This is a genomic window from Erwinia sp. CGal63, assembly GCF_037026505.1.
Classification (GTDB): domain Bacteria; phylum Pseudomonadota; class Gammaproteobacteria; order Enterobacterales; family Enterobacteriaceae; genus Erwinia.
Map to the genome: position 1 here is coordinate 306,328 of NZ_JAKUMN010000004.1, position 13,817 is coordinate 320,144.

At 57.9% G+C, this 13,817-nt stretch carries 13 protein-coding genes; 3 read left to right on the top strand and 10 right to left on the bottom strand.

Annotated features, from left to right (window positions below; genetic code table 11):
- Nucleotides 1-6: 6 nt before the first annotated feature.
- Together MKZ79_RS14870 and MKZ79_RS14875 are read right to left on the bottom strand one after the other, a co-directional pair.
- Entirely contained in the window at nt 7-1,023 is a 1,017-nt protein-coding gene (locus tag MKZ79_RS14870) for an acyltransferase (RefSeq protein ID WP_336143257.1), read from the bottom strand.
- A gap of 111 nt (nt 1,024-1,134) precedes the next feature.
- Nucleotides 1,135-1,365, bottom strand: coding sequence for a hypothetical protein (locus tag MKZ79_RS14875; RefSeq protein WP_336143258.1), 231 nt, complete (start codon nt 1,363-1,365; stop codon nt 1,135-1,137).
- A 657-nt stretch (nt 1,366-2,022) separates the two neighbouring features.
- Between MKZ79_RS14875 and MKZ79_RS14880 the strand changes: the two genes are divergently transcribed.
- Entirely contained in the window at nt 2,023-2,217 is a 195-nt protein-coding gene (locus tag MKZ79_RS14880) for a hypothetical protein (protein WP_336143259.1), read from the top strand.
- Between the two features lie 33 nt (nt 2,218-2,250).
- Here the strand turns inward: MKZ79_RS14880 and MKZ79_RS14885 are convergent, their stop codons facing one another.
- From MKZ79_RS14885 to MKZ79_RS14915, 7 genes are all read right to left on the bottom strand, one after another.
- The gene (locus tag MKZ79_RS14885; protein ID WP_336143260.1) at nt 2,251-3,819 is read right to left on the bottom strand and encodes an ABC transporter substrate-binding protein; all 1,569 of its coding nucleotides are present in this window, start codon (nt 3,817-3,819) and stop codon (nt 2,251-2,253) included.
- Nucleotides 3,820-3,959: 140 nt separating this feature from the next.
- Nucleotides 3,960-4,622: an ABC transporter ATP-binding protein gene (locus tag MKZ79_RS14890; RefSeq protein WP_336143380.1), complete on the bottom strand. Its 663-nt coding sequence runs from the start codon at nt 4,620-4,622 to the stop codon at nt 3,960-3,962.
- Nucleotides 4,615-5,463, bottom strand: a complete 849-nt coding sequence (locus MKZ79_RS14895) for an ABC transporter ATP-binding protein (protein WP_336143261.1) — start codon at nt 5,461-5,463, stop codon at nt 4,615-4,617. The genes MKZ79_RS14890 and MKZ79_RS14895 overlap by 8 nt, the downstream gene beginning before the upstream one ends.
- Nucleotides 5,453-6,310: an ABC transporter permease gene (locus MKZ79_RS14900; protein WP_336143262.1), complete on the bottom strand. Its 858-nt coding sequence runs from the start codon at nt 6,308-6,310 to the stop codon at nt 5,453-5,455. The genes MKZ79_RS14895 and MKZ79_RS14900 overlap by 11 nt, the downstream gene beginning before the upstream one ends.
- Complete coding sequence (locus tag MKZ79_RS14905; RefSeq protein WP_336143263.1) at nt 6,307-7,359, bottom strand: ABC transporter permease; 1,053 nt, start codon at nt 7,357-7,359, stop codon at nt 6,307-6,309. Before MKZ79_RS14905 ends, MKZ79_RS14900 begins: the two co-directional genes overlap by 4 nt.
- Nucleotides 7,359-8,924 carry an ABC transporter substrate-binding protein gene (locus tag MKZ79_RS14910; RefSeq protein WP_336143265.1) on the bottom strand — a complete coding sequence of 522 codons (1,566 nt, stop codon included), beginning with the start codon at nt 8,922-8,924 and terminating at the stop codon, nt 7,359-7,361. Before MKZ79_RS14910 ends, MKZ79_RS14905 begins: the two co-directional genes overlap by 1 nt.
- Before the next feature lie 123 nt (nt 8,925-9,047).
- Nucleotides 9,048-9,776 carry a CPBP family intramembrane glutamic endopeptidase gene (locus tag MKZ79_RS14915; RefSeq protein WP_336143266.1) on the bottom strand — a complete coding sequence of 243 codons (729 nt, stop codon included), beginning with the start codon at nt 9,774-9,776 and terminating at the stop codon, nt 9,048-9,050.
- 174 nt (nt 9,777-9,950) lie between these two features.
- Between MKZ79_RS14915 and MKZ79_RS14920 the strand changes: the two genes are divergently transcribed.
- On the top strand, nt 9,951-12,542 hold the full coding sequence (locus tag MKZ79_RS14920) for a bifunctional diguanylate cyclase/phosphodiesterase (RefSeq protein WP_336143267.1): 2,592 nt from the start codon (nt 9,951-9,953) through the stop codon (nt 12,540-12,542).
- 284 nt (nt 12,543-12,826) lie between these two features.
- Entirely contained in the window at nt 12,827-13,123 is a 297-nt protein-coding gene (locus MKZ79_RS14925; RefSeq protein WP_336143268.1) for an I78 family peptidase inhibitor, read from the top strand.
- 4 nt (nt 13,124-13,127) lie between these two features.
- On the opposite strand, the gene MKZ79_RS14930 is transcribed toward MKZ79_RS14925, so the two are convergent.
- Entirely contained in the window at nt 13,128-13,634 is a 507-nt protein-coding gene (locus MKZ79_RS14930) for a redoxin domain-containing protein (RefSeq protein ID WP_336143269.1), read from the bottom strand.
- Between the last annotated feature and the right edge of the window lie 183 nt (nt 13,635-13,817).

Sequence of the window (13,817 nt, forward strand, 5' to 3'; positions counted from 1 at the left end):
AATTTATCAGGTAATACGACGCACCCAGGGGATCTGCCGCAGCAGCCAGCTGACGACAGCGGAGATGGCGAAGCAGACCAGCGCCACGGCGGGAATAGTCAGCGCCGACCAGTAACCCTCAAAATTGATATGCAGCAGACGAAGCAGCGTCTCCAGCACCATCATATGCACAAAGAAAATCCCCAGACTCAGGCGCGACAGCCCATGAATCAGTCGCACCGCTCGTTTGCCGTAGCGGAAGGGCGCGTTCAGCAGCATAAAGAAGCAGGCCAGCGACACCACCACTATCGTTGGCGCGGAGTAGAACAGAAAAATCTGGTTTGGCGCAAAGGTGCTGATGGAGAGCGAATAGCTCATCACCGCGGTTAAGACGGCGGAAAGGACAAACACGATGCCGGAAATCACCACTTTGGGATTAATGGCAAAACGCCTCGCCACGCCGCCGATAATATAAAAGCCTGACAGATACACCACCATATCAATATTGCTGGGTGCCGGAATAGCATGACCTTCCAGCAAATTGGCTTTTACGTTATCAAACAGGACATAAACCGAAGCCAGCACAAACCAGACGGTCACCGTATAATTAACGCGCTGCTGGCTACCGTTCTGGATAAAGGTGTTCAATAGCGGCGTCACCAGATAAAGCAGGATCATGGTGTAAATAAACCACAAATGCGGATAAGCGGGCGTGCTGAGCAGCTCCAGCACGCTGACCGGAGAAGTATCCGCATTCACCTCTTTATTATAAATAATATAAATAGCGGACCAGGCGATCAGCGGAATAACCAGATCCAGCACGCGGGTTTTTAACGTGCTGAGCAGCGACTCATTTTTATTTAAGGAGACGTAGCCGGCGATAAGCAAAAACAGCGGAAACGCGACGCGACCAAGCACTTCGTACATGACGGAAACTGACCAGGCCTGGTGGAAATAGCTGAAAGGGATAGCCGCCGTATGCAGCAAAATAACCAGACAGGTGGCCACCAGCGTCAGCAGCTTAATATTCATTCTTCTCAACACTTAACTCCTTGTCAGAAAGCGTAATCGGCCGCGAGCAGTCAGATTATAGCCATTCGGCTAAAGGTAACATACTCCATCGTGCAGACGTATCTCCGGACAGGAAAAAAGCGTTCAGGCGCGGTGCGTCGGGCTCTCAACAATCAGCGTGGCGGGGCAGATCTCATCAGGTTTGACGACGCGGTATTCAGCCTGTCCCTGATGGATATACATGCAGGCGCGTCCCGCTGTACCGCCGTCCTGTTCCTGGGAGAGCGTCAGCGTGATGGTTTCCGCCTGCGCGGTCAGCGGCAGCAGCGCGGCAACAAGAAGCGGCGCGGCGAGAAGAGCGTTAGATGCATTCATGATAAAAAGCCAGAAGTTAACAATAAGGGCCTGGCTCAGCCACCGCCAGCGATAAGCCATGACGTTAGCGCTCCGGTACGGCCGCCTGCAAGCCTTCGCGGATAATATCGGACGAAGCCTGGTAAAATCAGCGGGAAAACTCTTAATATAGCCGGGATTGAAATTCCTGCCGGTCTGACGGGAAAACAAGCTTAAAAATCAGCAGATTTCAGGAAGTAAAATGATCAATATCAAAGCGCAGCGGCGGCGTATTCAGGGCCAGCGGAAGATCAACAGCGAATCAAAGAAGAGAAATTTGGCTTAGGCGAGGCAAAAGGGGATTTGGCTTAGGCGGAAAAAATTGCCTCGGGAAGTGGGAAACCCTACTGCACTTCCTGAGGCTATGCAAATGCATAATACGTTACGGACGGAAATGTAATCGTTTTTACCTTGTTGTACAAGTTTTATTTAAACCTGTACAAAGCTTTGTTAATGCATAGTTATGCATTATTAATGGATTAGAAAACCCGGAGGCGATCCACCGTAGCCGAACGATCGACGAAAGATCGTGACAACACGGCGATCCAGGGGAGTCTGTCGCCCTGAACGCGAAAATTTTCTGCCGGGATCGGTGAAAGTTGTTAAAATTACGCTTTACTCTTTTTCAAGGAAGTCGCTATGTCATCTGAAATCGCCCATCCTTCAAGCAGCCCGAAACAGGCCGCGCTGCAGCTGGTTATCGAGCTGGTTCGCGCAGGTAAACTCAGCCCAATGCAGGGCGACGCCTCGAACATGATCTCTATTTACGAGCAGTTCAAGACGCATTTCGAGTCCGATAAGCATAAACACGCCTCTGACTCCGCTATCTCCTGATAGCCGCCGGGCGGTTCGCCGCCCGTCTTCCCCTTACAGCTTACTAACGCTATCGTAATAGAGCGTACTCACGCCGATGCTTTGCTGGGCGCCCCGCACGTTACTGCGCAAACCCACCAGCTTCTCTCCCTGCAGCGTTACCACATAAGGCGAATCCTGCTGAACCCGCGTCTGCAGCTGCTGATACAGCGCGCTGCGCTTCTGCTTATCGCTTTCTGCAGCGGCATCTTTGGTCTGCTGGCTTAGCTGAGGGATCGTCCAGCCCAGCCGCCAGGCCAGGGTTTTCGAGCCGCCCGGCACATTAAAGGCGAAGGCGCTGGCATTGGTGTTGGGATCGATATAGTCCGCGCCCCAGTAGATAAAGATCGACTGAAAATCTCTGCCGCGCATTTTGCTCCACAGCTCCGCTTCCGCCACCGGCTGGATAGCGATATCGATATCTGCTTTGGCAAAGCTGGCCTGCAGCGCCTGGGCTATATCGGTATAAGGCGGCTGATTCACAATGGTCAGCGCAAAGCGGGTGCCGGGCGCGATGCCTCCCTGCTGCAGAATCGCTTTGGCTTTCGCCAGATCGTAATGGAAAGGCTGGTTCTCCAGCGCGCCGTCGAAACCCTGCGGCAGGAAGCTTTGATGTATCTGATACTGGCCTTTCAGCAGCTGCTGTGAAATCGCCTGATAGTCCACCAGCCAGCGCGCTGCCTGCCACAGCGCCGGATTGCCTAAAGCGGGCTGCTGTTTATCCTGGGTATTGAAGCCCAGATAGTAAATCAGGCTGGAAGGGAAGCTGGCAACCTTGACGCCAGGCTGATTTTGCAGCGCCGCGAACTGATCCGCGCCTAAATCATAGGCGACATCGACGTCGCCCTGTTGTAGCAGCAGGCGACGCGACCCCGGATCGGCCACGCCTTTCAAAATTACCCGCTTCAGCTTTGGCTGCGGCCTGGCATAACTGCTCTCCTCCAGCACCAGCGCCTGCTGCGGCACAAAGTTGCGGATGGTGTAAGCGCCGCTGCCGGCGGAGCGATCGCGCAGCCAGCCATTGCCGTAATCATTGTTGCTGTGCTGCTCCGCAAGTTTGCGATCGACAATCGAAGCAACCGGCGCGGTCAGCAGGCGCAGCGCCAGATCGCGGCCGATAGCGGCGGGCCAGCGGATTTCCAGCTGGCTGTCGCTGCGGCGGATTAGCTGCCGATCGACGTTTTCCGGCGTCCAGCCAAACTCGCTCAGGATAAAAGAGGGCGTTTTGTTCAGCTTTATCACGCGGCTCAGCGACCAGATAACATCATCCGCAGTTACCGGATTGCCGCTGGCGAAGGTCGCGCCCGGCTTCAGGGTGAAGATCAGGCTGTGCTCGTCGTCGCCTGGCCGCCATGAAGCCGCCAGCTGCGGCGCCAGCTTTGTGGGATCGTTGCGATCGGCATCCACCAGTTTTTGATAAAGGTTGATCAGACTGCTGCTGCTGACGGTTTCAAAGCTTTCCGCCGGATCGAAGCTGATAATGCCGTCCAGCGGAATAGCGACAATCAGCGTATCGGCTGGCGTGGCGGCGTAAGCCTGAGCGGCGAACAGGCTGGCGAGAACAACGGAAGCAATTTTGCGCATCGGGATATCCTGAACAGGGCGTTATCAGGACTATAGGAGGAAAAAAGCGGCGGGGAAATGCGAATTCCGGCAAGGGTTAGCAGTTTAAGAGATTAGCCAGATCAAGCGCTTATGGCTGAACCGGGGTTCAGCCATAAGGTTTATTTGATGTAGCCGCGTTCCATCCTCACCGCGCGATCGCACATATGATCGATCACGTCCGGGTCATGGCTGACCAGCACCATCGTCAAATTGTCCTGCTGCTTAAGGTTGTTAAGCAGATTGAGGATTTCCGCCTGCACCGACATATCCAGCGCGGAAGTCGGCTCGTCCAGCAGCAGAATTTTCGGCTCCAGCAGCAGCGCCCGCACGATAGCGACGCGCTGGCGCTGACCGCCGGAAAGCTGGTGCGGATAGCGATCCGCCATAGCCGGGTCGAGGCCGACGTGACGAAAACCCTGGTCGATGCGATCGTTGATATCGCGCACCTTCAGCAGCTTTAAAGGCTCTGCCAGCGTGCGACGTAAACGGTGGCGCGGGTGCAGCGAGGCGTAAGGGTCCTGAAACACCATTTGCACATCGCGGCGCAGCTGACCGGTAAAAGGTTTGCCCGGCGAGGCCTGGTGCCCGGCCAGCGTCATTTCTCCCTGCCAGTTGGGGTTGAGTCCGGCCATCACCCACAGCAGCGAAGATTTGCCGCAGCCGGAAGGGCCGACCAGCCCGAAGCATTCGCCAGCCGCCACCTGCAGCGAAACGTCATGCACCACGGTGCGCTGCTCGTAGCCCTGGCGATGCGCGACGCTGAGATTTCGCAGATCAATCATGTTCACGGTAAGCCTCCAGCGCGGCGCGATCCAGCGTCGGCAGCGGTTTGCCCTGTGTGGCCTTGCTCGGGCGGCAGGCCCACAGCGTGCGGGTATAGGGATGCGTCGCCTGCGGCAGATTCGCGGCGGGCAGGGTATCCAGAATGTTGCCCTGATACATCACCATCACGCGTTCGCAGTGTTCGGAAACCTGCTGCAAATCGTGGCTGATCAGCAGCAGTCCCATATTGCGCTCTTCCACCAGCCGGCGGATTAGCGCCAGCACCTGATCGCGCATGGCGTGATCCAGCGCGGAGGTTGGCTCGTCGGCGATTAAAAATTGCGGATCGGCGATCAGCGCTATTGCCAGCATCACGCGCTGGCCCATGCCGCCGGAAAGCTGGTGAGGATAGCGCTGCATCAACTGCGCGGGCTGCGGCAGGCCGACCGCGTCCAGCATCTCGCAAACCTTTTCTTTTATCTCCGCGCGGCTAAAGCGGCCATGCAGCTTAAGCGGCTCCGCGACCTGCCAGCCGATGGTGCGCATCGGATTGAGCGCATATTTGGGATCCTGCATCACCATTGCCAGTTTGCTGCCGCGTAGCTGGCTCCAGCGGCGTTCGCTCAGCGCCAGCGCGTTTTCACCCGCCACGCTGAGCGTCGAGGCCTGTAAATGCAGCGAAGGGGAGAGCAGGCCCATCAGGCTGCGTGCGGTCAGCGATTTGCCGGAGCCGGATTCGCCTACCAGCGCCACGCGCTCGCGGCCCAAAGTAAAGCCGATGTTTTTAACCAGCGGCACACCGGCGGCGCTGTTTATCGTCAGGTTTTCCGCTACAACCAGCGGCGTGGAATCAGTTGGCATTTCGGGTATCCAGTCGGTCACGCAGGCCGTCGCCCGTCAGGTTAAAGGCCAGGCTGGCGAAGAGGATCGCGCCGCCCGGCGCGGCGGCAACCCACCACTGGTCAAAGATCACTTTGCTGCCTTCGGCGACCATCGAGCCCCATTCCGCGGTCGGCGGCTGTACGCCCATGCCGAGGAAGCCCAAACCCGCGGCGGAAAGAATAATGCCGCCCAGGCTCAGCGCGGCGCGCACCACGGCGCTCGGCAGGCAAAGCGGCAGAATATGGCCGAACATCAGGCGCAGGCCATTAATGCCCTGCATTCTGGCCGCGGCCAGATAGTCGCTACGACGCAGCGCCAGCGTTTCAGCGCGCGCCTGTCGGGCAAACGGCGGCCAGCTGGTTAATGCCAGCGCCAGCGCGCCATTGAGCAGTCCTGGGCCAAGCATCGCCACCAGCGCCAGCGCAATGACCAGGTTTGGCAGCGACAGGAAAATATCGGTCACGCGCATCAATACGCGTTCGGTCCAGCCGCCCAGGTAGCCCGCGCAGATGCCGACCAGCAGGCCGACCGGGATAGTCAGCAGCAGGATCAGCGACACCAGCAGCAGAGTAGGGCGCGAGCCGTAGATCACGCGGGAAAGCAGATCGCGGCCAAAGCCATCGGTACCCAGCCAGTGCGCGGCAGAAGGCGGCAGCAGGCGCGCCGAAATAATCTGCGCGTTGGGGTCGAAGGGCGCCAGCAGCGGCGCGAACAGCGCGGCCAGCAGCAGAATAGCCACCAGCGTGCCGCCGATAGCCAGCGAGGTGACGCGCGCGCGGCGACGGCGCGGCGCGGCGATTTCAATATCGGTAAGATTTTGCGTCATCGGGTTCTCGGATCGGTGAGATAAGTTAACGCATCCGCCAGCGCGTTCAGCAGAATAAAGCAGCCGCCGATCAGCAGCGTAGAGCCGAGAATGGCTGGCGTATCGGAAGCGAACAGCGCCGTGGTCATATAGCGGCCGACGCCGGGCCAGGCGAAGACGGTTTCAGTCAGCACCGAGCCTTCCAGCAGCGTGGCGTAAGAGAGCGCCAGTACGGTAATCAGCGTGCCGCGCACGTTAGGGAAAACGTGCAGCAGCAGGATGCGGCCGCGGCTGGCGCCTTTGGCGCGCGCCAGCGTCACATACTCTTTACCGCTCTCTTCCAACAGCGCGGCGCGCAGCAAACGGGTAATGCCCGCCATCGCCAACAGGCCCAGCACCACTACCGGCAGCCAGAGATGCGCCAGAGCGTTGCCGAACATTTCACGATCGCCGGAAAGCCAGCTGTCGACCAGCACCAGTCCGGTTTTCGGCTCCAGCGTATAGATCCAGATATCGTCCAGGCGACCCGGCCCGGCTGACCAGTGCAGCACGGCGTAAAACAGCAGCAGGCCGAGCAGGCCAAGCCAGAAAACCGGCACCGAATAACCCAGCAGCGAAACCAGGCGCGCGAGGTTGTCCACCAGGCTGCCCGGTTTCCAGGCGGCGACCAGCGCCAGCACGATGCCAAAAAAGGCGCCGAAAATCATGGCACAGGTCGCCAGCTCAATGGTCGCCGGAAAGGTGCGCAGCAGATCGCTCGCCACCGGCGCGTTGGTCAGGCGTGAAATCCCCAGGTCACCGTGCGCCAGGTGCGTCAGATAGTGCCAGAACTGCATCAGCAGCGGCTGATCCAGACCCAGCTCTTTTCTTACCTGCGCGTAGGTCGATTCGCTGGCGTGGTCGCCGGCAATCTGCAGAACGGGATCGACCGGCGAAAGATGCGAAAGCGTAAAGGTGAAGGCGAGCAGGCCGAGCAGCGTGACCGCCAGCGAAAGCACGCCTGTCGCCAGGCGGCTGCCGCGCAGCCAGAACAGCCGGGCGGACCCGGCTTCAGCGGTAAAACGCGCCATTACTTGCTGACCTGGCTGTAGTAGACCATATCCGGGTTGATACCCTGCACGTAGCCTTTCAGGTTAGCGCGCAGCGCAATCAGATTGCGTGCCTGCAGGCCAATAACGTACGGCGAGTTTTTCTGCACTTCGCGCTGCAGGCTTTCATACATCTCAACGCGCTTAGCCTTGTCGCTTTCCGCCGTAGCCGCCAGCGTCTGCTTGCTCAGCTGCGGAATGTGCCAGTTAGAGCGCCAGGCCAGCGTTTTGCTGCCATCTTCCGGGTTATAGGCAAAGGCGGAAGCGTTAGTATTGGGATCGAAATAGTCTGCCCCCCAGGCGTTCAGCGTCGCTTCATACTGATGCGCTTTCACCGAAGTCGCGACTTCAGTGCTGATGCCAGGGATCAGCTCAACTTTGACGCCGCCGCGCGCAAAGCTGGCCTGCAGCGCCTGCGCGATATCGAGATAAGGCGGCTGATTGCTGACGCTCAGCTTAAAGCTGACGTTGCTCAGGCCCGCTTTTGCCAGAATCGCTTTGGCTTTGTCCGGATCGAAAGTGTAAGGATTATCGTTCAGCGCGCCGGGGAAGCCCTGCGGCAGGAACGACTGATGCACCTGGAACTGGCCTTTCAGCAGATCGTCGGCGATGCCTTTATAGTCGAACAGATAGCGTGAGGCTTCCCAGAACGCCGGGTTTTTCAGCGCCGGGCTGGCGTCGATATTGAACTGCATGTAGTAAAGCGACGCCATCGGGATCGCCATTGGCTTCACGTCCGCTTTGCCTTTCAGCGCCGCCATCTGATCGGCGCCCAGGTTGCGGGCGATATCGGCATCGCCCTGTTCCAGCAGCAGACGGCGCGCGGCTGGTTCCGGCACGTTCTTAATCAGCACGTTTTTCAGCTTCGGCGCGCCCGCTGGCGAAGAGGCGTTGGCGGAGAGCAGCAGCACCTCATGCGGAATGTATTTGCGGATCTGGTATGGGCCGCTGCCCGCCGAATGAGCGATCAGCCAGGAGTTGCCGAAGTCATCTTTTTGCGCGTTGGCCATCGCGGTTTTTTCATCGACGATGGAGGAAACCGGCGCGGCTAGCAGGCTCAGCACGTAAGTCGGGCTGACATCCGCAGTCCAGCTAATCTGCACGTGTTTGTCGTCGATCTTTTTCAGGTGCGAATCAACGTTCTCTTTGCTCCAGCCCAGCTGCGTCAGGATAAAAGAGGGGTCCAGGTTCAGCTTAACCACGCGGCCCAGTGAGAAGATCACATCTTCCGGGCGCAACGGATTGCCGGATGAGAATTTCGCGCCATCGCGCAGGGTAAAAGTCAGGCTGCGGTTGTCGCTGCCCGGCTGCCACGAGCTTGCCAGCGTCGGCTGCAGCTCGGCAGGATTTTGCGGATCTGGCTGCACCAGACGCTGATAGAGGTTGGTAAACGCCTGTACCGAGGTCAGCTCAAAGCCCTGCGCGGGATCGAAACTGTTGGCATCGTCGATAGACTGCGCGATAACCAGCGTATCCGGCGGCGTGGCGGCTTCGGCTGCAAAAGAACTGGCCAGCGCGACGGCGATGGCTGGAAGCAGAATTTTCATGACGTTTCCTTACCCTGTTTTAATTTGTTGGCGAGTGTAGATTACCTCTGCATCCGACAAATAGTAGATTATCCGCTATCGATATGCGAATTGGTTATAAGCGAAACGGATTAGTTATAAACGTTAAACAATTTTTTCATTTATGAAGGTCGCCCAGAGCCAGGGCGCGACGCCGATAAAGTTATTCAGCATATGCAGAGCAATGGGCAGCTTGAGGCCGCCGGAGCAAAAGCGGGCCAGGCAGAGCAGCAGGGAGAGCGCTGTCAGGGCAAGCAGGGTTTGCAGATGAACGTACTGCGTGTGCAGTGCGGCGAAGATTAGCGAGGCGAGCAGCGAACAGGCCAGGCGCTGGTCGGGTACCGCCGTCAACAGCGCCCGTAGCAGGAAGCCGCGAAACACGATCTCCTCAACCACCGGAGCCAACAAAACCACCGCCAGTGAAAAGGCGAGCGTACGCCAGGCGGCGGTCTGCTCACCATCGGTTAGCTGCGCGGCGGTCCAGCTTTCCTGCTGCAGATAAAAAGACTGGGAAAAAATCAGCCCCGCCAGCAGCAGGCTGAACAGCAACAGCTGACGGCCGCGCAGCTTGCCTGACGGGACACCGGCGTAGCGACGGCTATACCAGCGCCAGATCGGGAGCAGCACGACAAATTCCGTCAGGCAGAGTACCGGCATCAGGATACCGTTTTGCAGCAGAAAAGCGTGAAACGGCGCGATGCCGATGAGCACAGTTATGCCGTACCAAATCAGGCAAAACCCCGCGCAGAGCAGAGCGTCGGTCACATTATCCGTTTCTTTATTCATCGACATATTTTCGGAAGGCGCGTCGCCGGATGGTAGCAAGCGCGACATAGCGTGTCGAGGCGGCAGAATTACTACGCGCCGTACCTAAATTGTTCAGTCGCCAGGCCGATAGTGCATTAACGATCGCGTCTGGAGGATACAAGGACCTGCGATTTTCAACTGCCAGTCAGGGCGTAGCGAACAGGAAGCGTTTGTCAGCCCGCAGGATTAAGGTCCGGATTCATGAACTTTCCACCGCTCTTTCACCATCAGGTGCCTTACGGCCAGAAAAGCACCTTTTTTACCCGACGAATCGCCATGTCGCTGACGCTGCTGCTGAGCGGCGTGATGCTGCTCGCCATGATGATGGTTGTGGGAATTTCCTGGCGGCAGAATGAGGATGCCGTTAATCAGGAGCGTTTTCTGCTGCATAACGCCTGGCAGGACGCTCGCCTGGAAATGATGACCAATATCCGCGACTACGCTTTCTGGGGCGAGGCCTGGAACCATCTGCATCTGACGATGGATAAGGTCTGGGCATACGATCAGCAAAACCTGGGGCCGGGTCTGTACAGCGAATACCATTATGAAGGCGTGTTTGTGGTGGATGGCGAAGGCCACACCACCTATTCGATAATCAACGGCAAACTGGACGATCTGCCGCTGGAGAGCTGGCTCGGTATTCAGGCCGCGCCGCTGATTGCCCGCACGCGTCTGCTGGAAAATGAGGGACGCGGCGCCTCGCTGAATATCATGATCGGCGCCACGCCGGCGATCGTGGCCACTGCGGCGATCACCACTGGAAAAGTGCCGGGCCTGAAAGAGCGGCCCGGCCCGCATTCGGTGATGGTTTTCGTCAGCCGCTATACGCCGGAGAAGCTGGTGGCGTTTGGTCAGACCGTTGGCGTAAAAAATGCCCGTATTCCCGATAGCGCTCAGGATTCCTTTACCACGGCGTTTTTGCAGGAGGCGACGGCGGACGGCGCGCCGCTGGTGCTTCGCTGGGATTCCTCTCAGCCCGGAAAAGCGCTTTTGCTGCTGCTGCTGCCGATACTGCTGGCCGCTGCGGCCGTGCTGGGGCTGCTGGTGCGCCGCGTTATCAATCACGCGATGCATAACGCCATGCTTTGCGATGAGCGTTTTTTACAGTTAGCGCACAGCCAGCGCGAGCTGGCCGCCAGCGAGGCGCGCTTTCGCGACGTCGCCGAAACCGCTTCGGACTGGATTTGGGAAACCGATGCCAAAGGGGTGATCGCCTATCTCTCCCGCCGTTTCACCGTCGCTACCGGGCTGGAAGTCGGCAGGGTGCTGGATAAGTCGATCGACGCCATTCTGCAGCACGATACGCAGCCGGTTTCCGCCTGGCTGGGGCGCCTGCGACAGGATGGACATCGCCAGACGCTGCGCTGTTACTCAATATCGGCCAGCGGCGAAAAGCGCATCTGCAGCCTGATCGCCAACGCGGTGGAAATCAACGGGCAGATTACCGGCTATCGCGGCACGGTTTCCGATATCACTCAGGAAATCGAGTCGCAGGCGCAGATTCATTATCTGTCGCAGCACGACGCGCTGACCGGCCTGCCGAACCGTCTCTATATGAATGAATTTTTACTCAGCAGGCTACAAACCCGGCCGACGGCGGAACGGCCGCTGGTGCTGATCAGCCTGGACCTCGATCACTTCAAGCCGATTAACGACACCTTCGGCCATGCCGTGGGCGACAGCGTGCTGAATGAGGTTTCGCACCGGCTACGCAGCGTGCTGAAGGCGGGCGATCTGGTGTCGCGTCACGGCGGCGACGAATTTATCATCATCGTTTCCGATCTTAACGGCGAACATGAGATCGACGCCTGCTGTCAGGCGCTGCTGGACGAGGTCTGCCGTCCTTTCCAGCTGGGCCAGCAGGAAATTTTTATCGGCGCGAGTATGGGCATTGCGCTGGCGCCGGATGACGCGATGCAGGCCGAAGAGCTGCTGCGGCTGGCGGATATCGCGCTGTATAAATCGAAGCGGGAAGGACGTAACCGCTGGACGTGGTACAGCGCCGAGATGGCTGAGCAGCTGGTGCAGCGCCGTGATATGGAACGCAGCCTGCGGAAAGCGATTGCCGGCAACGAACTTACCCTCTTTTATCAGCCGCGCTACTGCCTGAAGCAGGCGCGACTGGATGGAGCTGAGGCGCTAATTCGCTGGGAGCATCCGCAGAACGGGCTGATTATGCCGGATAAATTTATTCCGCTGGCGGAAGAAACCGGGCTGATTATCGATATCAGCGACTGGGTGCTGCAGCGCGCCTGCCGCGACGCGCTTGGCTGGCCGGAACCGATGTACGTTTCGGTGAATATTTCGCCAGTCGAGTTCCGTAGCGGCAACCTGGCGCAGCGCGTGGCCAGCGCGCTGGCAGTCAGCGGTCTGGAAGCGCGCCGTCTTGAACTGGAGATCACGGAAAATATCACGCTGGAAAATCCGCAAAGCGCGCTGGAAGTCATGCTGGCGCTGAAAGCGCTGGGCGTTAAGCTGACGGTGGACGATTTCGGCGCCGGGCATGCTTCGCTGGGCTATCTGAAAACCTTCCCGTTTGACGGCATGAAGATGGACAGATCTTATATGAACGACTTCCCGCATTCCGCGCAGGCGATGTCGATCGTTGAAGGCATTATTGGGCTGGGCAAGGCTTTCTCACTGACGGTAACGGCGGAAGGGATTGAAACGCAGGAACAGCTTCAGGAGCTGCAGGCCATCGCCTGTCAGGAAGGTCAGGGCTACTACCTGGGAAGGCCGATGCCGCTGGAGCGTTTTCATCAGCTGCTACAGGCGCCCGACAAATTTGTATGACAAACAAAAGCGGGACCACAGCCCGCATAAAGCGGGCTGTGAATTAGCGGACTTTCACCGCGACCAGCGTCATCATGGCCGCAAGCAGCACAAAAATAATCAGATCCATGAGTCGCTCCTTTGCTAAGATAATTCTTAGATTATAGCCTGTTTTTCAGCCGGAAATGAAAGCCATGCGTGCCATTTCAAACCGGAACAGCGGGCTATGAACACGGCTTTTTGGCGGGATAACGCTTATCTGCTACCCTTGCGGCGACAGAAAAAGCAAGCTGAGGAGAGAAAGCATGATCTTTAAGAAAAAACTGGCGGTCTTTGCAACGGCGATGCTGCTGGCTGGCTGTCAGTCCGCGACGCATAAAAACGCCGCCTCCGGCCCGACCGATCCGGAACTGGATCGCTGCGGCGCTTCCGATTATCAGCAATACGTGGGCAAACCGCTTTCCGCTATCGACGGGCTGCGCTTTGAACATCCTGCGCGCGCGGTGCCGTGGAACGCTGCCGTCACGATGGACTTCAATCTTAACCGCCTGAACTTTATGGGCGACAGCCAGAATAAGATTACCCGCGTTTACTGCGGTTAACGGCTTAATACCACTTGTTAACCCACCAGTGCCGCAGCTTAATGCCGGTGGCGCTGGTCCAGCCGGTAGTGCTCTGCACCACTTTGCCTTTCTTGACGATGAGCAGCGTCGGCATAACGTCAATCTGCCACTGCGCGGCTATAGCGCCGGCGGGATCGTTAACTACCGGCATGGTTAAATGTTTACCCTGCAGCTGCCGGACAATCTGAATATCGTTGCCCGAGCGCTGCGCTATCGCCAGCACGTTATAGCCGCTGTCGCTCATGCTGATCATATTGCTGGTGGTGTAGTGGCAAACCCCGCAGTCTCTGCTCCAGAAATAGATCAGCAGAGTTTTCCTGGCGCTGAGGTCGGCGATGGTGAGATCCCGGCCATCGATGGTGTGAAAAACCTGCTGCTCAAAACCTTGCGGCGCTTTTGGCGCGCGCAGCCAGTCCATTAGCCATAAAACCAGCGCTATCATCGCCAGCAGCAGAAGAATGGTACGGAAACCCTGTCTGATATTAGTCATTTGTTTGCCCTGCGATGCCAGCGTTCCGGAGAGGGCAAAAAGCTGTCGCGCAGGGCGCTAAGCCTGTAAGCATATCCATTTACCTGTATGAGAAACAACGAATCCAGCCGTTGCTGATAAGCCCCGCAGCTAATCTACCAGTTGATTTGTCAGTATTTTTCACAATACGAAAGGTTTTCTGAT